Annotated in this window: 26 protein-coding genes; 14 read left to right on the top strand and 12 right to left on the bottom strand. The window is 37.7% G+C overall.

Annotated elements, in window-relative coordinates; genetic code table 11:
• Nucleotides 1–165 precede the first annotated feature (165 nt).
• From arcC to A3IA_RS0111375, 7 genes are all read right to left on the bottom strand, one after another.
• Nucleotides 166–1,113 (bottom strand): carbamate kinase, encoded by a 948-nt coding sequence (arcC, locus tag A3IA_RS0111405; protein WP_018381451.1) that lies wholly within the window; start codon nt 1,111–1,113, stop codon nt 166–168.
• A gap of 22 nt (nt 1,114–1,135) precedes the next feature.
• On the bottom strand, nt 1,136–2,467 hold the full coding sequence (locus A3IA_RS0111400) for a dipeptidase (protein WP_018381450.1): 1,332 nt from the start codon (nt 2,465–2,467) through the stop codon (nt 1,136–1,138).
• Nucleotides 2,468–2,485: 18 nt separating this feature from the next.
• Nucleotides 2,486–3,982, bottom strand: a complete 1,497-nt coding sequence (locus A3IA_RS0111395) for a YfcC family protein (RefSeq protein ID WP_018381449.1) — start codon at nt 3,980–3,982, stop codon at nt 2,486–2,488.
• A gap of 104 nt (nt 3,983–4,086) precedes the next feature.
• Nucleotides 4,087–5,100 (bottom strand): ornithine carbamoyltransferase, encoded by a 1,014-nt coding sequence (argF, locus tag A3IA_RS0111390; protein WP_018381448.1) that lies wholly within the window; start codon nt 5,098–5,100, stop codon nt 4,087–4,089.
• A 15-nt stretch (nt 5,101–5,115) separates the two neighbouring features.
• Nucleotides 5,116–5,547 (bottom strand): GNAT family N-acetyltransferase, encoded by a 432-nt coding sequence (locus A3IA_RS0111385; protein ID WP_026217689.1) that lies wholly within the window; start codon nt 5,545–5,547, stop codon nt 5,116–5,118.
• A gap of 5 nt (nt 5,548–5,552) precedes the next feature.
• Nucleotides 5,553–6,785: an arginine deiminase gene (gene arcA / locus A3IA_RS0111380; RefSeq protein WP_018381446.1), complete on the bottom strand. Its 1,233-nt coding sequence runs from the start codon at nt 6,783–6,785 to the stop codon at nt 5,553–5,555.
• A gap of 280 nt (nt 6,786–7,065) precedes the next feature.
• Complete coding sequence (locus A3IA_RS0111375) at nt 7,066–7,773, bottom strand: B3/B4 domain-containing protein (RefSeq protein ID WP_018381445.1); 708 nt, start codon at nt 7,771–7,773, stop codon at nt 7,066–7,068.
• A 204-nt stretch (nt 7,774–7,977) separates the two neighbouring features.
• On the opposite strand from A3IA_RS0111375, the gene A3IA_RS0111370 reads away from it, so the two are divergent.
• From A3IA_RS0111370 to A3IA_RS0111355, 4 genes are all read left to right on the top strand, one after another.
• Entirely contained in the window at nt 7,978–8,658 is a 681-nt protein-coding gene (locus tag A3IA_RS0111370) for a Crp/Fnr family transcriptional regulator (protein WP_018381444.1), read from the top strand.
• A gap of 9 nt (nt 8,659–8,667) precedes the next feature.
• Nucleotides 8,668–9,153 carry an arginine repressor gene (locus A3IA_RS0111365; protein ID WP_018381443.1) on the top strand — a complete coding sequence of 162 codons (486 nt, stop codon included), beginning with the start codon at nt 8,668–8,670 and terminating at the stop codon, nt 9,151–9,153.
• 523 nt (nt 9,154–9,676) lie between these two features.
• Nucleotides 9,677–11,158, top strand: a complete 1,482-nt coding sequence (gene guaB, locus A3IA_RS0111360) for an IMP dehydrogenase (RefSeq protein WP_018381442.1) — start codon at nt 9,677–9,679, stop codon at nt 11,156–11,158.
• Nucleotides 11,159–11,372: 214 nt separating this feature from the next.
• Complete coding sequence (locus A3IA_RS0111355; RefSeq protein ID WP_018381441.1) at nt 11,373–12,242, top strand: GRP family sugar transporter; 870 nt, start codon at nt 11,373–11,375, stop codon at nt 12,240–12,242.
• A gap of 22 nt (nt 12,243–12,264) precedes the next feature.
• Here A3IA_RS0111355 and recF read toward each other — a convergent pair whose 3' ends face one another.
• Both recF and yaaA read right to left on the bottom strand, forming a co-directional pair.
• Nucleotides 12,265–13,362 (bottom strand): DNA replication/repair protein RecF, encoded by a 1,098-nt coding sequence (recF, locus tag A3IA_RS0111350; protein ID WP_018381440.1) that lies wholly within the window; start codon nt 13,360–13,362, stop codon nt 12,265–12,267.
• Between the two features lie 3 nt (nt 13,363–13,365).
• Nucleotides 13,366–13,746, bottom strand: coding sequence for a S4 domain-containing protein YaaA (gene yaaA / locus A3IA_RS0111345; RefSeq protein ID WP_018381439.1), 381 nt, complete (start codon nt 13,744–13,746; stop codon nt 13,366–13,368).
• An 84-nt stretch (nt 13,747–13,830) separates the two neighbouring features.
• Between yaaA and yfmF the strand changes: the two genes are divergently transcribed.
• From yfmF to A3IA_RS0111300, 9 genes are all read left to right on the top strand, one after another.
• Nucleotides 13,831–15,078, top strand: coding sequence for an EF-P 5-aminopentanol modification-associated protein YfmF (gene yfmF / locus A3IA_RS0111340; protein ID WP_018381438.1), 1,248 nt, complete (start codon nt 13,831–13,833; stop codon nt 15,076–15,078).
• A 2-nt stretch (nt 15,079–15,080) separates the two neighbouring features.
• Nucleotides 15,081–16,355 (top strand): EF-P 5-aminopentanol modification-associated protein YfmH, encoded by a 1,275-nt coding sequence (yfmH, locus tag A3IA_RS0111335; RefSeq protein ID WP_018381437.1) that lies wholly within the window; start codon nt 15,081–15,083, stop codon nt 16,353–16,355.
• 72 nt (nt 16,356–16,427) lie between these two features.
• Nucleotides 16,428–17,306 (top strand): helix-turn-helix domain-containing protein, encoded by an 879-nt coding sequence (locus A3IA_RS0111330; protein WP_018381436.1) that lies wholly within the window; start codon nt 16,428–16,430, stop codon nt 17,304–17,306.
• Nucleotides 17,307–17,312: 6 nt separating this feature from the next.
• Entirely contained in the window at nt 17,313–17,855 is a 543-nt protein-coding gene (pgsA, locus tag A3IA_RS0111325) for a CDP-diacylglycerol--glycerol-3-phosphate 3-phosphatidyltransferase (protein WP_018381435.1), read from the top strand.
• Nucleotides 17,855–18,694 carry an energy-coupling factor ABC transporter ATP-binding protein gene (locus A3IA_RS0111320; RefSeq protein WP_026217688.1) on the top strand — a complete coding sequence of 280 codons (840 nt, stop codon included), beginning with the start codon at nt 17,855–17,857 and terminating at the stop codon, nt 18,692–18,694. The genes pgsA and A3IA_RS0111320 overlap by 1 nt, the downstream gene beginning before the upstream one ends.
• A complete protein-coding gene (locus tag A3IA_RS0111315; protein WP_018381433.1) occupies nt 18,670–19,512 on the top strand; it encodes an energy-coupling factor transporter ATPase in 843 nt (280 codons plus the stop codon). Before A3IA_RS0111320 ends, A3IA_RS0111315 begins: the two co-directional genes overlap by 25 nt.
• Complete coding sequence (locus tag A3IA_RS0111310; protein ID WP_018381432.1) at nt 19,505–20,305, top strand: energy-coupling factor transporter transmembrane component T family protein; 801 nt, start codon at nt 19,505–19,507, stop codon at nt 20,303–20,305. The genes A3IA_RS0111315 and A3IA_RS0111310 overlap by 8 nt, the downstream gene beginning before the upstream one ends.
• A gap of 456 nt (nt 20,306–20,761) precedes the next feature.
• Complete coding sequence (apf, locus tag A3IA_RS0111305) at nt 20,762–21,268, top strand: aggregation-promoting factor (protein WP_018381431.1); 507 nt, start codon at nt 20,762–20,764, stop codon at nt 21,266–21,268.
• 147 nt (nt 21,269–21,415) lie between these two features.
• The gene (locus tag A3IA_RS0111300) at nt 21,416–22,120 is read left to right on the top strand and encodes a lysozyme family protein (RefSeq protein WP_018381430.1); all 705 of its coding nucleotides are present in this window, start codon (nt 21,416–21,418) and stop codon (nt 22,118–22,120) included.
• A 27-nt stretch (nt 22,121–22,147) separates the two neighbouring features.
• On the opposite strand, the gene A3IA_RS0111295 is transcribed toward A3IA_RS0111300, so the two are convergent.
• The 3 genes from A3IA_RS0111295 to sdaAB are packed head-to-tail and all read right to left on the bottom strand — an operon-like array spanning nt 22,148 to nt 24,297.
• Nucleotides 22,148–22,735 carry a histidine phosphatase family protein gene (locus A3IA_RS0111295; RefSeq protein WP_018381429.1) on the bottom strand — a complete coding sequence of 196 codons (588 nt, stop codon included), beginning with the start codon at nt 22,733–22,735 and terminating at the stop codon, nt 22,148–22,150.
• Complete coding sequence (gene sdaAA, locus A3IA_RS0111290; protein WP_018381428.1) at nt 22,736–23,611, bottom strand: L-serine ammonia-lyase, iron-sulfur-dependent, subunit alpha; 876 nt, start codon at nt 23,609–23,611, stop codon at nt 22,736–22,738. It abuts the gene before it with no gap.
• An 11-nt stretch (nt 23,612–23,622) separates the two neighbouring features.
• Nucleotides 23,623–24,297 carry an L-serine ammonia-lyase, iron-sulfur-dependent subunit beta gene (gene sdaAB / locus A3IA_RS0111285; RefSeq protein WP_018381427.1) on the bottom strand — a complete coding sequence of 225 codons (675 nt, stop codon included), beginning with the start codon at nt 24,295–24,297 and terminating at the stop codon, nt 23,623–23,625.
• A 217-nt stretch (nt 24,298–24,514) separates the two neighbouring features.
• Between sdaAB and mnmA the strand changes: the two genes are divergently transcribed.
• Nucleotides 24,515–25,636 carry a tRNA 2-thiouridine(34) synthase MnmA gene (gene mnmA, locus A3IA_RS0111280; RefSeq protein WP_018381426.1) on the top strand — a complete coding sequence of 374 codons (1,122 nt, stop codon included), beginning with the start codon at nt 24,515–24,517 and terminating at the stop codon, nt 25,634–25,636.
• Nucleotides 25,637–25,695: the final 59 nt, after the last annotated feature.

The following is a 25,695-nucleotide window of genomic DNA, read 5'->3' as shown; positions in this document are numbered from 1 at the left end:
TGCACCAGCAATGAGATACAAATCATCTAGTTGTTGATTAGACTAAAGAGAGCCTTATCTATCACCATTAGATAAGGCTCTGAAAAATCAGCTAATCACTATTTTTAATGATTTGAGGGGCTTCGTTTCTTCTAACTTGAAATGGAACGTTGTCCAATTACGCTATTATTTTGCTACAATGATTGTTCCACTCTCACTATCAATAAGCTCACCTAAATTTTCTAAAGAAGTAATCGCAGCTTTAGAGTCTGGTTTATTATTAACAAAAGCCATAGCAGCTTCTACTTTTGGTAACATCGATCCTGCTGCAAATTGCTCTTCTTTGATATAGTTCTCTAATTCTGCAACAGATACTTTCTCTAGCTTTTCTTGATTTGGTTTATTAAAGTTGATAAAGACGTAATCAACTCCTGTCAAAACGATAAATAAGTCAGCATCAACGAGTTCGGCTAATGTTTGAGAAGCAAAATCTTTATCAATAACAGCTTCAACTCCTTTTAAGAAGCCATTTTCTTCTTGAACAACTGGAATGCCGCCTCCACCAGCTGCAATAACAATTTGTCCTGCTTCAAGGAGAGTTTGAATCGTTTTGATTTCTTTGATAGCAACTGGTTTTGGTGAAGGAACAACTTTGCGCCAACCACGACCGGCATCTTCTTTAAATTTAGCACCGCTTTCTTCAGCTTGTTTATCAGCTTCTTCTTTCGTTAAAAATGGACCAATTGGCTTAGTTGGATTTGTAAAAGCCTTATCTTTAGGATCAACAACAACTTGTGTAATAACTGTAGCAACTTCTTTGTCTATCCCTTGCTCTTTGAGTTCATTATCAAGAGCATTTTGAAGCCAAAAACCAATACTTCCTTCTGTCATAGCAACACAAGTATCAAGTGGCATGGCAGGATTTTTTTCAGAATCAATGGCAGCTTGTTGTAATAATAAATTACCAACTTGAGGACCATTACCATGGGTGACGATGACATCATGTCCTTCTTTTACTAATTTGATTAAAGACTTCGACGTACTAATCAGTGCTTCTTGTTGCGCTTTTGCCGAAGCATCCGTTGACAAAATAGCGTTTCCTCCAAGTGCTACGACAATTTTTTGTTTTTTCATCTTATTTTCTCCTTCTTTACTATTATCTTGTTAAACGATAGATTGCTTCAGCATAGATGTCCATAGCTTTAAAGGCATCCTCTATTACAATACACTCATTTTCTTGATGTTCTGTTTGTTCAGCATGCGGAAAGAGTGCGCCGAAAGCAACACAATTCTCCATTGTTCTAGCAAACGTTGCACCGCCGGATGATTTGGCTTCCTGCATGTCACCAGTTTTTTCACGATAGACAGAGAGTAGGGTATCTACGACCTCACTTTCTAAGGGAACGTAGAGAGGTGCTAAATAATCATATTCTTCATAGGTAAGTTGATAGTCACTGGCAACGTCTTTTAGTTTTTTTACGATGTCATCTTTATCTGCTAATACTGGAATACGAATATCTAGACGAATTTCTGAGGATTCTGGTGTGATGGTTAATCCGGCAGCATTGAATGACAAAATTCCTGAAGGACGATCTTGAATGTCGCCGAAAATGTTGAGGCCACGTCCATCTTCATCAACCATTTTTGCTAAGAAATCTAGCGTTGGATGTTCATTAAGGGTTGTCAGTGCCTTAGCAAGTCTTACGATAGCATTAATTCCTTTAGGAGCATCTTTAGCATGTTGAGCAAGTCCATAAACAGTCAACTGCTGCTCGTTTAGCTGATAGTTAAAGTTAAGTTTATCTAATTCCTGTGCAAGTTCATCTAGATTTTCACCGGTATAGCTGGCTTTAGCAGGAACTACATTATAGGCTTGTCCAGCATCTAGAGCGATTTTAGGGCTTCCTTGACCGTGTAATTTAGCTTGTAATAGACCTTTTTCAGCATAAGTTAACGGGAAGCTGGAATCTGGTGCAAAGCCAAAAGTTGCTTTTTCTTCGATGGCATTATACCGATTCATACAGCGCCATAAGGTTTCTTCATCGGTTCCAAAAATGAACCTTATTTTTTTATTAAGCTCGACATTAGCATCTAGCAGTGCTTTAGTGGCATAAAGTGCCATCATTGATGGACCTTTATCATCTTGGGTACCGCGACCATAAAGTTTACCGTCTTTTTCAACGCATTCAAAGGGATTGGTATTCCATAAATGGACATCTCCTTCTGGAACAACGTCCAAGTGACACAAGATTGCTAAGGTTTCGCTGCCTTGTCCAATATCAGCGTATCCATAGTAGCCTTCTGGATCGATATAGGTTTCAAAGCCTATTTTTTGGCAAATGTCCAAAGTTTTTTCTAACACGTCTTGGATTGCTTGTCCGAAAGGGGTGCCATTTTCACCTTCTTTTAAGACAGATGGATAAGCAACAATGGTTTTAGTGGCTTCTAGAAATTCTTCATGATGCTTTTTAGTGATGAAATGTTTCATTTTTCAGCTACCTCCTTGCTAAACAAAGAATGTCGCTACAACAAGCAATAATACACTTGTTATCATAACTACAACAATAAATTTAGCAACAAATTTCCACCAAGTTGTCAAGTCAATACGTCCTAGAGCAAGTGCTCCCATAACAATAGCAGACGTTGGGGAAATCATATTTAGAACACCTGATGCGGATTGAAAGGCAGTAATAACCAAATGTGAAGGGACGTTTGAAAATTGCCCAAGAGGTGCCATAATCCCCATAGTAGCTCCAGCTAGACCTGAGGTTGATGGGATTAAAAATGACATTGGAAGGTAGAAAATATAGGCTAATACAATGAATACTTGTGAAGAAAGCCCAGAAAGCCCAGTTTCACCCCAGTGAAGGATGGTAGCAGTAATCATACCACTATTCATAATAACTTGAATACCACGCGCAACGGCGCAAATGATAGCTACACCTAGAAATTCACCTGCCCCTGATAAAAATGATGAGAAGAAATCGTCTTCTGACATTTTAAAGACAAAGGCTACAAGGACGGCCATCATAATAAAGAGCATTGTAATTTCTGGGAAGTACCAAGTACCAAATGCTCCCATTGTTTTGCCTAACACGGTACCGATACCAGGAAGTTCTGTTAAAAAGGTATTGATATTTGAAAATAGCTTGATATTAAAATCTTCCCAAGGAATAAGGCTTAGAATCATTATAATGAAGGTTAATGCAAAGATAACAAGAACCTTACTTTGACGTTTCGTTAACTCTTCACCGGTATGTTGCAGTTTAAAGAATTCTTTATGTTCTTCTGCTTTATCAGCAACAAGAGATTTCTTAGGATCTTTTTCAATTTTAGTAGCGTAGTTGTAAACAAACCAAGTGGACATGCCGACTAAAACAATCCATTGAATAACACGCCAAATAATACCATCAGCAAGGCTGATACCTGCTGCATCTGATGCCACTCCGGTAGCAAATGGATTAATGGTAGAGGCTAAACAACCAATCTGTGAACCAATCAAAATGATAGCTACCGCCACAATACTGTCAAAGCCAACCGCCATCATTACTGGAATGAGTAGAGGGTAGAAAGCCATGGTTTCTTCACCCATACCATAAGTTGTTCCTCCTAGTGCAAATAAAGGCATTAAGATGAAAATTAATAGTTTTTCGCGTCCTTTATTCTTCTTGACAACAGATGCAATCCCTGTATCAAGTGCGCCCGTTTTATTAACAACTCCAAGGAACCCACCAACCATAAGGATGAAAAATGATACCTGAATGGCTCCATCTGTCCCCTCGATACCTAACATTCCACGTACAGGAGCCATTAGGATATCAAAGATACCTTGAGGATTGGATTGTACAGTTTTATATGTCCCTGAAATAACAGTGCCAGATTTGCTGGTATCGTAAGAACCTGCTGGAATAAACCAGGTTAAAACTGCCATAATAGCAATGATAATAAAGAGAACAGTATAGGAAGAAGGAATTTTAAATTTCCGTTTAGCTTGTTCTGTCATAATAGTTTCCTCTAAGATAAATCTAAAAAGGTCGTCCTAGTTCTGGTTATTTTCGCCAGAGCCAGAACGACCAGTTACTAAATTAATACTGTGACCAGTTCACTTTAAACTTTTGGAATAAATAGATTTCCAAGTGTTGCTGCCATAACAGCCTTGATAGTGTGCATACGGTTTTCAGCTTGGTCAAAATGACGTGCGTATTTACTACGGAAGACTTCATCGGTAACTTCCATTTCTTCAACACCGAATTTTTCAGCAACGTCCTTACCATAAACAGTGTTTGTATCATGGAATGCTGGTAGGCAGTGCAAGAAGATAAGATCTTCATTTTCTGCTTTCTTAATGAGCTCCATATTCACTTGATATGGTTTCAACATTTCAACACGTTCTTTAAACTTGTCTTCTTCTCCCATTGATACCCAAACGTCAGTATAAAGAACATCGGCACCTTTAACAGCTTTGTCCGCATTATCTGTCACAAGAACATGTGCACCAGATTCTTTCGCGTAGCCTTCAGCTAATTTAACAATATCTTCAGCTGGGAAGAGTTCTTTTGGAGAGAAGATGTGAACGTTAACGCCCATCAAAGTACCAGCTACTAATAGTGAGTTAGCAACGTTGTTACGGCCATCACCACAGTATACCAAGGTTAAACCTTCTAATTTACCAAAGTTTTCTTTGACAGTTAGGTAGTCAGCAAGCATTTGAGTTGGGTGCCATGCATCTGTAAGCCCATTCCATACTGGAACGCCTGAGAATTCAGCCAATTCTTCAACCATATCTTGACTAAATCCACGGAATTCAATACCATCAAACATACGACCTAATACCTTAGCTGTATCTTCGGTGGATTCTTTTTTACCAAGTTGAATATCATTAGCTCCAAGATATTCAGGATGTGCTCCGAGATCAATGGCAGCTGTTGTGAAAGCAGCGCGTGTACGTGTAGATGTTTTTTCAAATAAGAGTGCGATATTTTTACCTTCAAGATAGTGATGAGGAACACCACGTTTTTTGAGGTCTTTTAAGTGAGCAGCAAAATCAATTAGATATTCAAATTCTTGACGAGTAAAATCTTTTTCTGCTAAAAAACTACGTCCTTGAAATACTTGTGTCATAAATATAATTCTCCTTTAGGTTAACCGTTTTTCTAGTGATTGACAGGCTTCCCCGTCTTCGATATAACTATCCCCAAAAGCTTTGTAACCAAGCCTTTGGTAGAATAATTTAGCTGTTAATTCAGCGTGAATGACTAGCTGTTGATAGCCATTTTCCTTTGCATAATTTTCGAGTGCTGTAATAATTTTTGTTCCATATCCCTTACCACGATAATCTTTTAAGGTAGCAATTCGAGTTAAACGGGCTTTTTTCTGAGTTTCTGGAAGAAAACGTCCTGTTGAAATAGGCTTCTTACCATCATAAAGGACGGCATAGACTGTACCTTGTTCATCATTCTCATCAAATTCTTCTTCCATTTTGATATTTCGTTCAATAACAAACACGCAAAATCGAATGTATAAACTTGCAGCTCTTTGGTAAGGTAACTGACTCACTATTACCTGCATCGTTTTTATAGGTCTTCGCGTTCAAATGGCATTGACATACAACGAGGTCCACCACGACCGCGAACCAATTCACTTCCGTGAACTTTAATTAATTTCAAACCTTTTGATTCTAGAATAGCGTTGGTAATGGTGTTTCGGTTGTAAACGACGACTACACCTGGTGCAATTGTCAATGTGTTTGAACCATCATTCCATTGCTCACGTCCTGCAGCAACTAAGTTGTCACCACCACAACGAATCAACTCAACGCTTTCAACACCAAGGTTTTCAGCTAAAAGTTCAGCTAAATCGCCTTTTTCTTCAACGATTTTAAGAGCTTCATCTTCGTAAGTGACTGAGTAAACTCGGAGATCACCTTCAATTTCTGGGTGGATGGTGAATTTATCGTAGTCAACCATTGTAAAGACTGTGTCAAGATGCATGAACTTACGATTATTAGCAAATTCAAAGGCTAACACTTTCTTGAAGCCAAGGTTTTCTTTAAAGATATTGACCAATAATTTTTCAATAGAAGCAGCATCGGTACGTTGAGAGATACCAACAGCGAGTACATCTTTAGAAAGAACTAACTCATCTCCACCTTCAATACGAGTTGTTTCATCGCGGTCGTAAACCATAGGAACCTTACCAGCATAAGTTGGATGATAGGTAAAGATATATTTACCATAGATTGTTTCACGATTGCGCGTTTCTGAGAACATATGGTTAAGGGAGACACCATTACCCATTGTTGCAAATGGATCACGTGTAAAGTAAAGGTTAGGCATTGGGTCAATAGCGAATGGATAATCTGATTCAACCAAGTCAGTCAATCCTTTAGCTTCTGCTGGAATTTCAGGAAGTTCTGATTTTTGAACCCCAGCCATGGTTTTTTCGATAAGTTCCTTATTATCGCTGATAGCATCCAATAAGTTGTAGATAGCTTTTTTGGTTTCACGTCCACGAATATTCGCTTCGTCTAGGTATTCTCTAATAAATTGTTCTCGTATTTCTGGACTTGTCAAAGATTCAGCAGCAAGTTCTTCTAGGTAAAGAACTTCAACGCCCTCATTTCGTAAAGCATCTGCAAAAGCATCGTGCTCTTTTTGGGCATCTTCTAGGAAAGGAATATCATCGAAGAGAAGTCTTTCCAAGTAGTCCGGCATTAAGTTTTCAATTTCTTTACCAGGACGATGCAACATCACTTTTTTCAGTTTTCCAATTTCTGAGAAAACATGAATTGGGTTAGATTGAGTCATAAAAATCTCCTTTCAAAATATCGAGATAGTAAATTAGTTATCTCTTTTTTGGTTGCGCTTACAATTCATATTTTACATTTTTTTCAGGGAAAAAAATAAAGTAATTCACAGTTGAAATGTCCAAATCATCACGTTTTTTAGGATGAAAATGAAACTTTATAAAAATGTAAGCGATTTCTATTCATTTTGTTGCTTTTTTTGATAAAAAACGATAAATTATTAATCTAAAAAAAATGAAGAATCACGGTATTGTGATTCTTCATTTTAAACAAAGTAGCCATTAATCTAAATCAAGCTGTGTAGAATCCTTATCTAGGATAACCTGATGTGTTTTGGCAGATAGGAAGTAGTTAGCTTTTTCTTCTAAAAAGTTAAGAGCTTCCCTGAGACTATCTTCTTTAGTGTTATCTACTAGTTCAATGACTAAAAAGGCATTTTTGGTGTTATCGGTAATCATAGTTCTTTCACCATCGCGCCAGTTGAAGCAGCGACAAACGGCTCCAGCATCATCGATGTAGGCTAGTTCACCAGCTAAAGTAGGTTTGTTTTCATCGTCACCAATTAAATAAAATTCATCTCCACCATCAGTAATAGTGAGTTTTAAGTCTCCTTGGAAGGTATCAATATCTTCAGCCCCAACTGGTAAAGCGTATCTTAGACTGGCTGAATTATAAATATCAACTAATGGATTGATGGTCGATACGGGTTTACCAGAATCAACACGTTTCAATAGGGCTTCAATACTAGATCTGGCTCCTTTTTTTGTTTTAAATTTTTGGAAAGCTTTACGGTAAGTTTGGACAACGTCGTTTTGGCTGAATTGTTCTTCTTGCAAATGATTTTTAGCTTTCTGGTTACTAAGCTCTAAAAGATCCTCTAGCTCACCTGCTAACTCTTCCTTCATTTGATAATCTTTAATCAGCAAAACCCCAATTTTAGAATCAGGGAAGAGTTCCCAGTATGAAGAATCAACGATAAATGCTCCCATAATGTTCTCCTATTGATTTGTTTAATTTTTTAGAATAATAACATTTTTTTTAAATGATGTCAAAAAAGAATAAAATCTGTTCATTAAATGTTTTCTTTGGTATAATGAAAGCGTTATATTGTGCTATTAAGAACTTAATTTAGAAAATGACATAAACACTATGTGTTTCAGTGTAATTAGAGAAGCAGAGAGAGTACAAATAAGATGATTTCAAAAGAACAGTATTTTTACCTGAGGCAGTTAAATGATTTTAAATATTTAACGATTGAGCAATTTGATGATATTGTTAGCAAGATTCAGTATCGCAAGGCACTTAAAAATCACACCCTTTTTTTTGAAGATGATCACAGAGACAAATTATTCTTGATTCAATCGGGGTATGTTAAAATCGAGCAAGCCGATGTGTCAGGATCGTTCATCTATACAGATTACGTTAGACAGGACACAGTCTTTCCCTATGGTGGTCTATTTTTAGATGAGGCTTACCACTTCTCTGCAGTCGCAGTTACCGATATTAGCTATTTTAGACTTCCGATGGATCTTTATGAGAAGCATGCCCTTCAAAATGTCAATCAAATGAAGCATCTCTGCCGAAAATACTCTAAGTTATTAAATGTCCATGAAATAAAATTACGCAACATGGTAACGTCAAGTGCAAGGATGCGTGTCGTTCAGACTTTAGCAACGCTACTTTTGGAAGTTACTACTGAAGAAGGGTGCCTCCCTTTTCCAATTACAACGATTGACATTGCTAATATGAGTGCTACGACTCGTGAAACAGTTAGCCATGTACTAAAGGAATTGCGTCAGGAAGAGATTATTGAGTTAAATCATAAAAAGCTTTTTTACAACGATAAGCAATATTTTAAAAAATTCATCGAATAAGGATTTTATATGAATAAAAAAGAAACAAGGCACCAATTAATTCGTTCCTTAATTGCTGAGACCAAAATTCATACTCAGCATGAATTAGGTCAGTTACTTGAAAAAAATGGAATATCAGTCACTCAGGCAACCCTATCTCGTGATATGAAAGAATTGAATCTTGTTAAAATAAGCGATGGTAATGCGGATGATTCAGAAACTTACTATGAGATTCATAGTATCTCGCAAGATAGATGGGAGAAGCGGTTACGATTTTATATGGAAGATGCTTTAGTTATGCTTTTTCCGGTGCAAAATCAAGTTGTTTTAAAGACTTTGCCTGGCTTGGGTCAATCTTTTGGTTCCATTTTAGATTCAATTTTACTACCAGAGATTTTAGCGACCGTTTGTGGTGATGACACTTGCTTAATCATTTGTGAAAATAATGATGAAGCGCAAAAATGCTTTGAAAAATTAAGCCATTACACGCCGCCCTTCTTTTTTTCAAAACGATAAGTGATAATATAAAACTAGGTTGTTCATTTCCTAGTTTTAGCTTGAAGAGCAAGTCCATTTTGGACGTTTTTCTTCAAGCTTTTTTCTTTGTAGTTAGAAAAACTCCCGAAAGCATTGAAATATAGTCTTTTGAATTAATTTTGATGTATCGTCATTTTCGACTTGGCCTACTCAGACTCAATGAAAATCAAAAACAGACTAGGCGACACAGATAGCAGATAGAACTGTCTTCATCAAATCAAGTCAACAAGGACTGCTTTTGATTTTCGAAGCGTATCAATTACTGTCCGCGTCTCATTTCCTTGTTCTGAAAGTTAATTCATTTGACAATAATAGCGTTTGTGGGAGTGTCGTTATTATCCGTCTTTTTGCAAGATTTCCTGAGGTATCAAATTTTCAGGGATTTGTCTACGTTCTGAAACTAGGATAACCATTTCTAGTTTTTTCAGGTTGACAAAATATTTTAGCGTGATATGATAATAAAAATAAAATTTAATTACAAAGTGTAAAAGGAGAATGTTTCATGTCAAATTGGGAATCTAAATTTTTGAAAAAGGGCTTTACATTTGATGATGTCCTACTTATTCCAGCAGAGAGTCATGTCTTACCAAACGAGGTAAACTTGCAGACAAAATTAGCTCATAATTTGACGTTGAATGTTCCTATTATTACAGCAGCTATGGATACTGTCACAGACAGCAAGATGGCTATTGCCATTGCACGTGCTGGTGGGCTTGGTGTTGTTCATAAAAACATGTCTGTTCAAGCACAGGCAGAAGAAATTAGAAAAGTTAAACGTTCTGAAAATGGTGTTATTATTGATCCTTTCTTCTTAACTCCAAATCAAAAGGTTCACGAAGCAGAAGACCTTATGCAACGCTACCATATTAGTGGGGTTCCGATTGTAGATTCAATGGATAACCGTAAATTAGTTGGTATTATTACGAACCGTGACATGCGTTTTATCTCAGATTATGATTCTTACATTTCAGATCATATGACAAGTGAGAACCTTATTACCGCAGAAGTGGGTACTGATTTGGATACGGCAGAGCGCATTCTCCATGAACATCGTATTGAAAAATTACCACTTGTTGATGAGCAGGGGCGTCTTTCANGACTGATCACAATCAAAGATATTGAAAAAGTTATTGAATTCCCTAATGCTGCAAAAGATGAATTTGGTCGCCTTTTGGTTGCGGGTGCTGTAGGCGTGACTTCAGATACTTTTGAACGTGCAGAGGCTCTCTTTGAAGCAGGTGCCGATGCTATTGTTATTGATACAGCTCACGGGCACTCTGCGGGTGTTCTTCGTAAAATCGCTGAAATTCGCGCTCACTTCCCAAATAAAACTTTGATTGCAGGGAACATTGCGACAGCGGAAGGAGCTCGCGCTCTTTATGATGCAGGTGTTGACGTGGTTAAAGTTGGTATCGGACCAGGTTCAATCTGTACAACTCGTGTGGTTGCAGGTGTCGGTGTTCCTCAAATTACGGCTATCTATGATGCAGCGAGTGTTGCGCGTGAGTATGGTAAAACAATTATTGCTGATGGTGGTATTAAGTATTCAGGTGACATCGTCAAAGCTCTTGCAGCTGGTGGAAATGCAGTTATGCTTGGCTCGATGTTTGCAGGTACAGATGAGGCACCGGGTGAAACAGAAATTTTCCAAGGTCGTAAATACAAATCCTATCGTGGTATGGGTTCAATTGCAGCCATGAAAAAAGGATCAAGTGATCGTTATTTCCAAGGAGCTGTTAATGAAGCCAATAAACTTGTTCCAGAAGGTATCGAAGGACGTGTTGCCTACAAGGGCTCTGCAGCTGATATTGTCTTCCAAATGCTTGGAGGTATTCGTTCAGGTATGGGTTATGTTGGTGCTGCAAATCTTCAAGACCTTCGTGATAATGCTCAATTTATCGAAATGTCAGGTGCTGGTCTCAAAGAAAGTCACCCACATGATGTTCAAATTACAAACGAAGCTCCTAACTATTCAGTTCATTAATCATTCATCAAGAGAGTCTATGGATTCTCTTTTTATATTGATTTTAAAAAATAAGAAATGTTTTGATATTAGAAATAAATAAAATCATTGACAATGAGAATAAACTTTATTAAAGTATTCTAGTTACTATTTGTATAAAATAGAATCATACGATAAAACATTTAGGATACCAGTTTGGTCAAACTAAAAGATTGTTTTTAAGAAAGGATTTATTGTGGAAGGTATTATTTTTGCTTTAGTTCCCATGTTTGCGTGGGGATTGATTGGATTTACATCAAATAAGATTGGCGGGACAGCAAATCAACAAACATTAGGGTTAACCATTGGGGCACTTTTATTTGCCCTTGTTTCTTGGGTTATTGTCAGACCAGAAATGACATGGACACTCTGGATTGTCGGAATCATTGGAGGCCTACTCTGGTCAGCCGGACAAAATGGTCAATTTCACGCCATGAAATATATGGGAGTTTCAGTAGCTCAACCTCTATCAAGTGGGTCACAGCTAGTTGTCGGTAGTTTAGTTGGTGTTTTAGTTTTTAATGAATGGACGAAGCCCATCCAGTTTATTCTGGGTTTAGCGGCTCTTATTATTTTGCTAGTAGGTTTTTATTTTTCAAGTAAACAAGATAATCAAGGACAAAGTGATATTTTAGAAAGTAGAGATTTCCCAAGAGGATTTCGTGCTCTAACCTATTCAACCATTGGTTATGTTTCGTATGCGGTTCTATTTAATAACATTATGAAGTTTGACGCCCTATCTGTTCTTTTACCAATGGCCGTTGGAATGTTCTTAGGAGCTGTTCTCTTTATGAAAGGTAATATTAATTTTGAACCAGTTGTTTTGAAAAATTCTCTTGTCGGTCTTCTTTGGGGAACAGGGAACATTTTTATGCTTCTTGCTGCTGCTAAGGCTGGGCTTGCCATTGCTTTTAGTTTTTCTCAACTAGGTGCCGTTATTTCTATTGTAGCCGGTATTCTCTTTCTTGGAGAAAAGAAAACTAAAAAAGAGCTTCAATGGATTACGATCGGAACAATTCTCTTTGTTGTTGGTGCCATTCTACTTGGAATTGTTAAATCATATTAAAATTAAAAAAATCAGGGGTCTTTTAAACTCCTGATTTTATTGTACCTTTATCGATTGTAAATATGGTTATATTTTCTGGAATTTGCTTGAGGTGCTCAAGACTTGTCGTTGTGATAAAGGTCTGAACATTTTCTTTTAAAACGGCTTCAAGGAGTTTTGCTTGACGATGGTTGTCAAGTTCACTCATGACATCGTCAAGTAGAAGAATGGGATATTCTCCAGTTGACTGTTTGATAAGTTCAATTTCAGCCATTTTTAGAGATAAAATGAGACTGCGATGTTGTCCCTGACTGCCGAAATTAGCGTTCATCTCATTGATAAAGAAAGAAATATCGTCGCGATGTGGACCGATTCCTGTATTTTTTTTGAAAATATCACGTCTGTGTTGACTTGTCAGTTGTTGTAAATAATCTTGACGTAAAGTTGACAAGTCTGTAAACTTTATAGAAGAGTCATAAGTTACCTTGAGTTTTTCGGTTTCCTCCGAAATCGTCGCATGATGTCTATTCGCCTCTATTTCTAAGTCTTTAATGAACTTATGCCTATGTACCATTACACGGCTACCAAAATCAGCTAATTGTTCATCTAATACAGATAGAAAAGTGGTGTCAACTTTCTCTGTGTTTTTCAAATAGGCATTACGTTGTTTTAAGACATGATTGTACTGACTCAAATCTGACAAATAAATTGTTTTAATCTGTCCCAAATCAATGTCTAAAAATTTCCGTCTTAAACTTGGCGAGCCCTTAATTAATTGCAAATCTTCAGGAGCGAATAAGACAACCGTCAAGTTTCCGATGTAGTCTGACAAGCGATTTTGTTTTAAATGATTAACTTTTGTAATGCGTCCCTTATCTGAAAGGTGAATTTCCAGTGGGACTTTGCCATTTTGCTTGTGAACAATACCAGAAAGATGAAGTTTGTCTTGGTTAAAAGCAATCAACTCTTTATCTGAACGTGTGCGATGACTACGTGTCAAGGATAAAAAATAGATAGCTTCTAAGAAGTTTGTCTTACCTTGAGCATTGCGACCAATAAAGACATTTAGATTTTTAGAAAAGTTAGCCGAGATATTTTGATAATTTCGATAATGGTTGAGAGTAATGCTTTCAATCCACATGGTTTACATCCCAGGAAAACGTACAGGTTTTTTAGATTGTTTTTTAGCTTGTGACTTGGTGTTAGCTTGTTTAGTTAGTTTCTTATTGTCTTTGTTCATTTTTTTAACTAATTCAGCCACTCGATTTTTCTCTGCCAAATCAAGTTGATGTTGCTCAAGCTCTTCCTCGCTTGGCTGGATAAGTGTGATAGTGATTCCTTCGCTAAGGAGTTCGATCTTGTCACCAATGCGTAACTTTTTACCACGGCGCTTCTCATCTTCGCCATTGAATAGAACTGTGTTATCAGCTAAATAGCCCTTTATAGCGCCTCCACTTTGGATAATACCAGTTTCTTTTAAAAGGGCTTGTAGGGTAATATAATCGTCAAATAGTTTGTAATTCATCCGTCTCTCCGTATCTTATTTGAAGCCATTATACCATAAAAAATGGTATAATTTATGGAACTACCCTTTCCCAAAGGAGTCTAAATGGAAATTGTCAAAGGTGTCAACCTACACCTCATTAAAAACGAATCTTTAAAAACAGTTCAAGTGAAATGTCGCTTTAGTGGTTACTTGGATAAGAAAAATGTGGCTCGGAGAGTTTTGGTTGCCCAAATGCTAGAGACTGCAAGTAAGGCTTATCCTACTAATCGTGATCTTAGAAAAAAATTAGCTAGTCTTTACGGAGCCAGTTTGTCAACTAATGTTGTCACAAAAGGTTATACGCACTGTATTGATATCGATGCTTCTGTAATTAGTGATGTCTATAGCTTTGAGTCTCATTCTTTGCTAGAGGAATTATTGGAAGTATTTAAGGAGATCCTGTTTAATCCTTTAATAACAACGGAACAGTACCAATCTGCTAGCTTTGAATTGGAAAAACAAAATGTTATGGCAGCAATTGATACTGAAAACGAGGATTTGTTTCACATAGCTGATCAAGAGCTTAAAGGGCAATTTTTTAATGATGATTGTCAAGCGTTATCAACATTGACAACCAAAGAGCTTTTGCAAAAGGAAAATTCCTTTACAGCGTATCAAGAGTTCCAACGCATGCTGCAACATGATCAAATCGATATTTTTATAGTTGGTGATTTTGATGATTATGAGGTGATTAAAACACTGCACCAGTTTCCATTCAAAGATCGCCATTTAGACCTGTCTTTGAGTTACAAGCAAGACTACACTAATGTCATTTCTAAGTATTTGGAGAAAAAAGATAGCAAACAGAGTGTTCTAACCATTGGTTATCACATGCCGTTTACCTACGGGGATAAAGAGATGGCTTCTATTGCAGTTTATAATGCTTTATTGGGTGAACTACCTACTTCCAAGTTATTTGTTAACGTTAGAGAGAAGAAGGGCTTAGCTTATGCTATCGGTAGTCATTATGATTCCTTTTCACAGTTGTTCACTATCTATGCAGGTATCCAGAAGGTTAATAAATCCTTAGCATTGCGACTTATTTTGAAGCAGACGAAAGAATTACGTTTGGGCAAGTTTACAAAAGCTGAAATTGAGCAAGCAAAAGTTGTTTTAAAAAATAGACTGTTAGCAGCTCAGGATTATCCGAAACAGGCGATTGAATTAGCCTATCATAGTCATTATTTCAATAGAGATAACTCGATTGACAACTTATTGACAGAGGTTGACAGTGTTAATAAAGAATCAATCGTTTCTGTCGCTCAAAGATTGAAACTACAAGCGATATATACTCTAGAAGGGAGCGCCTAGGATTGCAGAAAGAAAATCGTGAATATCCAGATTTAAAACTATCCGTTCAGGAAGTGAAACTTGATTGTGGATTAAAGTTGGTATTGATACCCCGTCCTAATTTTAATGAAAAGCAAGTCATGATTTCAACCAATTTTGGATCTACCGTTAGTTCCATTCAAACGGCTAATAGTCAGATTGATTATCCTTTTGGCGTAGCCCATTTTTTAGAGCATAAAATTTTTGAAATGGGCGATGGTAAGGATGCCTTGGAGGATTTTACAGCTCTTGGAGCGGAGGCTAACGCCTTTACGACATATCAGCAAACAGTTTACTATTTTTCGACAGTCAATGATATTGATAAAGGAGTTAAGCAGCTTATCACTTTGGTTAGAGAATGGCATATGACACAGGAGAGTGTTGACGAAGAACGTCCTATTATCCAAAATGAAATTTTGATGTATGAAGATGATAGTGACTACCAAATGAACAGGGCACTCTTAGCTAATCTCTATCCCCATACTCCCTTGAGTGAGGACATTGCAGGAAACAATCAGACGATTGAACAGATTAGTTTAGCTAATTTGACATCCGCTCACGATTATTTTTACCAATTAAATCACTTAACCATGGTTGCCGTAGGTAATTTCGATGTTGACAGGGTTGTAAATGAAGTTGACAATTTCGTAAAAGAAGATGCAACCAGAGCTGAGGTGTCTGTACTACCTCTTCAAATGGGATCGGTTGTTAAATCATGTCGTTTTTCCATGGATGTCATGCAACCTAAACTGGGTTTGGGATTTAGGGTTGTGGATGATTTAGAAGGGGTATCTTTTAGCTACTATAAATTAGGGTTAAGATTATTTTTATCGATGTTACTAGGATGGACGTCTGAAACCTATCAGAATTGGTATGATAAGGGGTTGATTGATTATTCTTTTGACTTCCAGCTTGAAGTCACTTCACAATTCAAATTTGTAACAATTACTTTTGATACGGATCAGCCAATTGCAATGACTGGAAAAGTAAAGAAATTATTTAAAAACTTTGCTAATAATACCGATTTTTCAGAAGAACACTTGACACTTTTAAAAAAAGAAATGTATGGCGATTTTATTGAATCTTTAGATTCGATTGATCAATTGGCAAATCAGGTAACCTTAGCTTTGGCGGATGGTAGAGATTACCTAGAAACTGGAGAGCTAATTCGTCATATTTCTTTAGCAGATGTTCAAAAGATAGCTGACCACTTTGTATCAAACATGGAAGCAACCACAGTCACTATTTTTCCAAAATAAGTCATGGGAAAATACTAGATTTTTTGTTATACTAAAGATTAACTAAACGGATTAGAAATGAGGGGATGGCAAATGATAAAAAAATCAGTTGGAACGCAGTTGAGAGATGGTCGCGAGTCTAAGAATTATAGTCTTGATGACCTTGAAACTTTGACTGGTATCAAATCCTCTTATCTTCTATCCATGGAAATGGATCAATTTTCACTTTTACCAAGTAAATCTTATGAAATTTCCTATATTAAAAAGTATGCTGAAGCTGTTGATCTAGATCAAGAGAGTCTTCTGCGCAATTACCATATTGCAGTGGCTGAAAAACAAGAGCGAGCGGTGTCTCGTCAAGAAAAAACGATTGAACTTGATAAGGATTCTGAATCCTACAGTCGAGCTCAAGCCGGCCAGCAGTGGACCAGTCATCGTCAGACAGCAAAATCTGCTAAAAAGAACCTTCCTTTCCTAGTTCTTTCTTTTTTAGTTTTAGTAGTTTTGTTGGCTGCGTTATTCTTTGTTTTTTGGAATCGTAATTCGAACAATTCGAACCCTGAAACGGCTAAGTCTTCTCAGATGAGTTCGACAAGCCCTTCAAGCAGCGAGGGTGAATCTTCAACGAGTTCCTCAAGTGAATCACCGAGCCTAACGGTGACGCCATCAGTTGACGGTGTTAATCTAATCGCTCAGCTATCTCATCCAAGTAAACCTGTTGATCTTGTCTTTACATTAACAGAAGGGGCAGTTGATCAATGGTTCTCAGTATCTAACTCAAACTATGAATCAGGGGCAACTCTCAGTCAGGAAACACCGACAATTCGTGTAGCCTTGTCTGAAGATACAAGTGAGACAGTTATCACTCTTGGAAATACTTCTGGTATTAAGGTTACTGCGAATGGGCAGGAACTTGATTTATCATCCTTATTAGCTGATACAACTGGCTATATTACATTAACGATTGAGTAAGGTATAATGACAAAAAAAGAAAACATCCCTAATTTATTAACTGTAATCCGCATTTTTATGATTCCCCTCTTTTTGCTACTAACTTCAATTTCTAGTAGCCTTTTCGGTCATATCGTTGCTGCTGTTATCTTTGCAGTGGCAAGTTTGACGGACTACCTAGATGGTTATTTAGCTCGTAAATGGCATGTTGTGACTAACTTTGGTAAATTCGCTGATCCTTTGGCGGATAAGATGCTTGTTATGAGTGCTTTTATCATGCTTGTTGGTTTGGAAATGGCACCGGCTTGGGTTACAGCAGTTATCATCTGTCGTGAATTGGCTGTAACGGGACTTCGTTTACTCTTGGTTGAAACTGGTGGTGAGGTGTTAGCAGCCGCTATGCCAGGTAAGATTAAAACAGTGACACAGATGTTAGCTGTTATCTTATTGCTTTGTCATTTGCATTTCCTAGGAACAGTGATGCTTTATGTTGCTTTGTTCTTTACTATTTATTCAGGATACGATTACTTCAAAGGTGCTAGTTTCTTGTTTAAAGACACCTTCAAATAATGAGTGAGCTTATGATTGAGGTTTCAAATTTATTTTTTAAATATCAAGAAGAGCAGGACGATTACACCTTAAAAGATGTATCGTTTCACGTGAAACCTGGAGAATGGTTGTCTATCGTAGGGCATAATGGTTCGGGGAAATCAACGACGGCTCGATTGCTTGATGGTCTTTTATTAGCAGAATCAGGTCATATTAAGATTGACGGCAAAGAATTAACAGAAGACAATATCTGGGAAATCCGTCAAGATATTGGTATGGTTTTTCAAAATCCTGATAATCAATTTGTCGGTGCTACCGTTGAAGATGATGTTGCCTTTGGGCTGGAGAATAAGGGTGTTAGACATTCTGAAATGACTGATAGGGTTTCAGAGGCTCTGTCGTTAGTGGGAATGACATCGTTTAAGACACGTGAACCGGCAAGGCTATCTGGAGGTCAGAAACAACGTGTGGCTATTGCAGGTGCCCTTGCAACCAGACCTAAAATTTTAATTTTTGATGAATCAACTAGTATGCTAGATCCAGACGGTCGTCAAGAACTGTTAGGAACGATTCAAAAGATTCGTAAGCAGTTTGATATGACTATCATTTCAATCACTCATGATTTGGATGAAGTGGCTCTTAGCGACCGTGTTATTGTCATGAAATCAGGTGAAATTGAGTCTATCTCAACTCCTAGAGAACTCTTTTCTAGAGGAAATGATTTGGTGGCGCTTGGTTTGGATTTGCCATTTACCGTTCGTCTGCAGGAATCTCTGCGGGACATAGGATGGAAGCCAAAAGAATATAGGACAGAAACAGAATTGGAAGATGACTTATGGGAATTTCTCTCAAAAATGTAAGTTATACCTATCAAGCTGGGACACCTTTTGAAGGGCGTGCCCTTTTTGATATTGATTTGACAATTGAAAAAGGCTCATATACTGCATTTATTGGACATACTGGCTCGGGCAAATCAACCATCATGCAGCTTCTGAATGGATTAAATATCCCGACTGAAGGAACGGTTTATGTTGATGATTTTGAAATCGCTTCGTCTGCCAAATCAAAGGATATTAAATCAGTCAGACAAAAGGTTGGACTTGTCTTTCAATTTCCTGAAAGTCAGTTGTTTGATGAAACGGTGATAAAAGATGTGGCTTTTGGACCACAAAATTTTGGTGTTTCTGCAGAAGAAGCCCAAGAGCGTGCTCGTCAAACCTTGAAGCAAGTAGGTATTTCTGAGGATTTATTCAATCAAAATCCTTTTGATTTATCAGGTGGACAGATGCGTCGCGTTGCCATCGCAGGAATTTTGGCTATGAAACCAGAAATTCTTGTTTTAGATGAGCCGACAGCGGGTCTTGATCCTAGAGGTCGAAAAGAGTTGATGGCCTTGTTTAAGGAATTACACGACTCTGGTATGACGATTGTTTTGGTGACACATTTGATGGATGATGTTGCTGATTATGCTGATTACGTTTACCTTTTGGAAAAAGGACATATTGCAGCCCATGGTAGACCTCTTGATCTTTTCCAAGACGTTGCTTTTTTAGAAGAAAAGCAAGTTGGAGTGCCTAAAATTACAAAATTTGCTTACCAGTTACAAGATAAAGGTTTAGCATTATCAAAATTACCGATTACGATAGAACAATTCAAGGAGGCGATTAAGCGTGGATAAGTTAATATTAGGACGCTACATCCCTGGTGATTCTCTTGTTCATCGTTTGGATCCTCGTAGCAAGCTGATTGCGATGATGTTGTTTATTATTGTCGTTTTTTGGGCAAATAATCTTTTAACTAACGTGATCATGTTGGTTTTTACCGTGATTGCAATTATTCTTTCTAAAATTCCAATAAAATTCTTCGTTAACGGTGTTAAGCCGATGATTGGGATTATTTTATTTACAACCTTGTTTCAAGTTTTCTTTACGACACAAGGAAATCCTCTGTTTGTTTTTTGGATTTTTAAAATTACTGATTTCGGGTTGGCTCAAGCCTTGCTGATTTTTATGAGATTTGTTTTAATCATTCTGATGTCAACGATACTTACTTTGACGACAATGCCTCTGAGTTTGGCTGATGCTGTAGAGTCACTCTTAAAACCTTTACGCATTTTCAAAGTACCAGCACATGAAATTGGGCTAATGCTATCGCTAAGTTTACGTTTTGTTCCTACTTTGATGGATGATACGACAAGAATCATGAATGCGCAGAGAGCGCGTGGCGTTGACTTTGGAGAAGGTAATTTGATGCAGAAAGTTAGGACCATCATTCCTATTTTAATTCCTTTATTTGCCTCTAGTTTTAAACGAGCCGATGCTTTGGCTACAGCTATGGAATCTCGCGGCTATCAAGGAGGAGAAGGTCGGACAAAATACCGTCAACTCCAGTGGCGTTTATCCGATAGTTTGACAATTTTTGTCTTTATACTTCTTGGTGTAACACTGTTTGTTCTCAAAACAAATGTTTAACAATAAAAAATATCAGGTTGAAGAAAAAGTCCATTTTGGATAATTTTCTTCAACTTTTTCGTTTTCTTGGGAGAAGAAAAACTATCAGAAAGGTTATTAAATCAATATTTCTAAGAGTTTTTTATTTACAGTCTTTTGAATTAACTTTGATACATGGTCACTTTCGACTCGCCATACTCAAGTACTGTCCGCGTCCTTCTGTTCCTTATTCTGAAAGTTAATTCATTTGATTATAAAAGCAAGATTTACATTTTTAATTAAAGGGTCTATCTACATTCTCAATCTATTGGGTTTTTAAAGCTCAATAGATTTTTTATGTGTTTAAAACTTCTTTGTCATATACTTAACTCCTTTTCAATCCAATCGAAATCCTTAGGGTGTATTCTAGTAAAGTTCTTGTAAAGCTTGAAGGTAATCTCAAACTTACGGAATATCTAAGTGCACAAGGAGGAAAATATGTTAAATCAGAAAAAAATCATTAAATTATCTTTATTGGGCTTGTCAACTTTAGCAACACTTTCAGTATCTCAACTTGTAAAGGCAGAATCATACACTGTCAAGTCAGGTGATACCCTATCAGCTATTGCAAAAAGTCATCAAATGACTGTCAATACCTTGGCACAAGTCAATCGTATCAGTGATATTAATAGTATTGAAGTAGGAGAGGTTCTTGAATTATCTCAAACGAAATTGGAAATAATTGAAACTAGTTTGTCAACCAACTCTATCTTTTTAAATCAAGAAGAGCAAGCTGCTAAGGATGAAATTGCACGGAGAGAATCAAGTGGAAGCTATGCTGCTCAAAATGGTCAATACTATGGTCGTTACCAATTAACACTTTCTTATTTAAAAGGTGATTTGTCACCAGAAAATCAAGAGAGAGTTGCTGATAATTATGTTAAAGAACGTTATGGGTCTTGGACGGCAGCGCTAGCTTTTTGGAATACTAATGGGTGGTACTAGGGCTAAAAAGTTAGTTTTTACCCGTTTTTTTGCCTTTCTTTATCAATTTTAAAACTGACTGACATATGTGTCATATAGCTATCATTATTAAGTAATAAAAAAAGAGTACGATAAATAAGGATTATTTTAAGAAAGAGATGGATTGTCATGACAAGAAGACCATTAAAGAAAGAAAATAAAATGAAGAAATTAGGTTTGTTTTTAATGTTGCCTGTCTTAGCTTTCGGAGCTGTTTTAGTGGCAACAGGTATTTTTAGCTCAAACAGTTACTTTTCAAAAGCTGAGTCTGAAGAGTTAAAAGCCAGTTCATCTCATCAAATTAAGGACCAAGGTTCATCTTCTAGTGAAGTGAAAAAATCGTCATCAAAAGCATCAAGTACGTCAAGCACCTCAAGCGTAGAAGAAACGACAACCCAAACAGATGCTTCCGTTACAGAAGTTGCTGAGGTGGCGACTCCGGAAGAAACTACAGAAGTTGCAAGTCAAGAAGCGGTAGCAACAAAAGTAGCTTACAATACCCAGACAGCAGTAACTTCTGTTCCTGCACAAACGCAAGCGACACAACAGCATGTTGCACTGTCGGGACGTGTGTTATCAAATGGGAATACTGCGGGCAAAGATGGCTCATATGCAGCAGCACAAATGGCAGCAGCAACAGGGGTTGACCAAGCAACTTGGGAACACATCATTGCTCGTGAATCAAATGGGCAAGTTGGAGCTCGTAATGCATCAGGTGCATCAGGTCTCTTCCAAACTATGCCAGGTTGGGGTTCAACAGCAACTGTACAAGATCAAATCAACTCCGCAATCAACGCTTACAATGCTCAAGGCTTAGCAGCTTGGGGTTATTAATAAAAATAGGTTGACAATTCTGTCAACCTATTTTTTGTATTCAATTTGTCTAGTAAAAGGATTTGTAATAGTAATGTCTTCTATCTTGCCATTATTGAAGATTAGGGTAGCAACGAATGGCATCAATTTTTTAATGTCTTGGAAGTTATCAAAACTAAACTGGTTATCATAATAGTTGATGATTGTTGAAATAGCTGTACCGTGAGATGAGATAAGCAGATTTTTTTCTTTCCTATCAAGAATTTTTTGGAGTTCTCGGATATTTCTATCTTGTACCTCTTGTAGACTTTCCCCTTTTGCTAATTGATAACTAAAATCCTGCCATTGACGTTTAGCAAAATCATTAAAATCATCAATCCAAACATCATCAACTTTGCGTTCTTTAAAGTTTTCGTTTACTTGAATAGGTAAATTTTTTTCGTTAGCAAGGTCATACACGGTTTGAATGGCACGCTTAAAGGGACTGGAATAAATGCTATCAATAGCAGTCGATTTAAAATAATCTAGCAAAAGTTGACAATCCTGTAAACCTTTTGGCGTTAATTCTCTTTCTTCATCATTATGGTTGTCATAGTTAGGCTCAGCATGTCGAATAAGATAGACGATCTGCTTCATCTAGATACCTCCAAAAATTTCTTGGGCGTAACGTTTGCCAGTTGGTGTAGCAGCAAGCCCACCTTCAGCAGTCTCTTTGAAGGCTGTTGGCATAGCTTTACCAACCTGATACATAGCGTCAACAACTTCGTCAACAGGAATTTTTGATTCAATACCAGCTAGTGCCATGTCAGCTGCTACCAAGGCAAAACTAGCACCTATAGCATTACGCTTAACACAGGGAACTTCAACTAAACCAGCGACGGGATCACAGACCAGTCCTAAGAGATTTTTAATGACAAAGGCGATGGCTTGACTAGCTTGATAAGCACTGCCTCCAGCAGCCATTGTGATAGCTGCTGCTCCAATGGCTGCCGCCGAGCCCACCTCTGCTTGACAACCACCTTCTGCCCCAGAGATGGAAGCATTATTAGCAATGACAAGTCCAAAGGCGCCTGCTGTAAAGAGGAAGTCAAGTTGTTCTTCTTGTGTCAGTTTTAATTTTTCAATGGCTGTTGAAATAATTGCCGGGATACATCCAGCACTGCCAGCCGTCGGTGTGGCACAAACCAATCCCATTTTGGCATTTTGTTCATTGACTGCGATAGCATTTCTTGCAGCAGTTAGAATGGTAGATTCAGATAGAGTATTGCCTGCTTGGATGTAATGGTGCAGTTTTACTGCATCACCACCTGTCAATCCACTAACAGACTTATCAGCATTTAGCCCATCTTTTACAGAAGCTAGCATGACTTCTAAATTGCGGGACATAATGAAACGAATTTCATCTGCTTGACGACCTGTCAATTTAATTTCAGTGGCAACCATTAAATCAGCTACTGAACCGTTGTAGTTTTCTTGCGCCTGTTGAACTAATTCTTCAATCGAGTAGAACATGGATTGCCTCCTTATCCAAAGTAATTGACATTGTAGAGATATGGAATGTCTTCAATCGCCTTGACAGCATCTTGACAGTCTCTTGAGTCCACTTCAATAATCATAATGCCTTTTTGACCTGCATTTTCCCGAGTAACATTCATCTGGGCAATGTTGATATTGTAATCTGATAGGATGTCTGTCACTCTTGCAATCATACCAGGAACATCCTGATAGACAACAATAATCGTTGGTGTGTTCATCTGCAAGGTTACCGCAAAGCCATTCAATTCAGCCACTTCAATATTACCACCACCGATTGAAATACCAGTTAGGCTCATGCTATTGTTGTCAGCATCTTTAACTTCGATTTTCACGGTATTTGGATGTGGCGCATCGCCTTCTTTCAAGATTTCCCAGTAGATATGAATACCTTTTTCATGAGCAATTTCTAGAGAATTTTTAATGTCAGGATTGTCCGTATCCATTCCCATAATCCCAGCAACGAGGGCACGGTCGGTACCATGACCTCGGTAAGTTTTGGCGAACGAATTGTAGAGGTAGAAAGTGACTTCCTTTGGTTCTTTACCAAAAATGGAGTGAATGAGTTGTCCGATTCGTACGGCACCTGCGGTATGACTGCTTGATGGGCCAATCATAACAGGACCGATAATATCAAAAACAGATTGAAATTTTAAGGGTTTCATACCATCCTCCTACGATTAAAGGTTGTCTTTATTATAACAAATAAAGCGCTTTAAAAATAGGGGATTTTCAGTAAGTTGTCGTTTTTTGGAAATCTATAAAAATCGTGTTATAATGTAGTCTGCCTTTGGGCATTCAAAATCGACCTTCAAATCGACTTTTGAAAACGACGACCTTCAAATCGTACGTTAAAAAACGAAAAGATGGGAGACTTATCATATGATTGATAATTCAAAGACTCGTGTCGTTGTCGGCATGAGTGGAGGAGTTGATTCTTCGGTAACAGCTCTTATGCTTAAAGAGCAAGGTTACGACGTTGTTGGTGTCTTCATGAAAAATTGGGATGACACTGACGAATTTGGCGTCTGTACAGCAACGGAAGACTACAAAGATGTAGCAGCAGTAGCTGATCAGATTGGGATTCCTTATTACTCTGTCAATTTTGAAAAGGAGTATTGGGATCGTGTCTTTGAGTATTTCTTAGCAGAATACCGCGCAGGACGTACCCCTAATCCAGACGTCATGTGTAATAAAGAAATTAAGTTCAAGGCTTTCTTAGACTATGCCATGAGTCTTGGAGCTGATTATGTAGCGACTGGGCATTACGCACAGGTTGCGCGTGATGAGGATGGGACTGTTCACATGCTTCGTGGTGCGGATAATGGCAAGGATCAAACTTATTTTCTAAGTCAATTATCACAGGAGCAATTGCAGAAAACTATGTTTCCTTTAGGACATTTGCAAAAGTCAGAAGTACGTGAAATTGCTGAGCGTGCAGGACTTGCAACTGCCAAGAAAAAAGATTCGACAGGGATTTGCTTTATTGGGGAAAAGAATTTTAAAGAATTTCTTAGCCAGTACCTTCCAGCTCAGAAAGGTCGCATGATGACGGTTGATGGACGTGATATGGGGGAACATGCGGGTCTCATGTATTATACCATCGGTCAACGTGGTGGTCTTGGTATCGGTGGTCAACAAGGTGGCGACAATGAACCTTGGTTTGTTGTTGGAAAAGACTTGTCTCAAAATATTCTCTATGTTGGACAAGGTTTTTACCATGAGTCACTTATGTCAACTTCACTTGACGCTTCAACCATCCACTTCACACGTGACATTCCTGAAGATTTCACGATGGAATGTACAGCTAAATTCCGTTACCGTCAACCAGATAGTAAAGTAACTGTCAAGGTAAGTGGTAACAAGGCAGAAGTTATCTTTGCTGAACCTCAACGTGCTATCACTCCAGGACAAGCAGTTGTTTTCTACGATGGTGATGAGTGTCTCGGTGGGGGTATTATTGACCAGGCTTACAAAGATGGCGTAGCTTGTCAGTATATTTAAGGCGATGTAAGAAAAGGTTTCTTATCCCTTGAATCGTTAGGTCTTATTTGATAAACTAA

The organism is Streptococcus thoraltensis DSM 12221, assembly GCF_000380145.1.
GTDB classification, from domain to species: Bacteria; Bacillota; Bacilli; order Lactobacillales; family Streptococcaceae; genus Streptococcus; species Streptococcus thoraltensis.
This window is presented reverse-complemented; position numbering and strand designations above follow the sequence as displayed.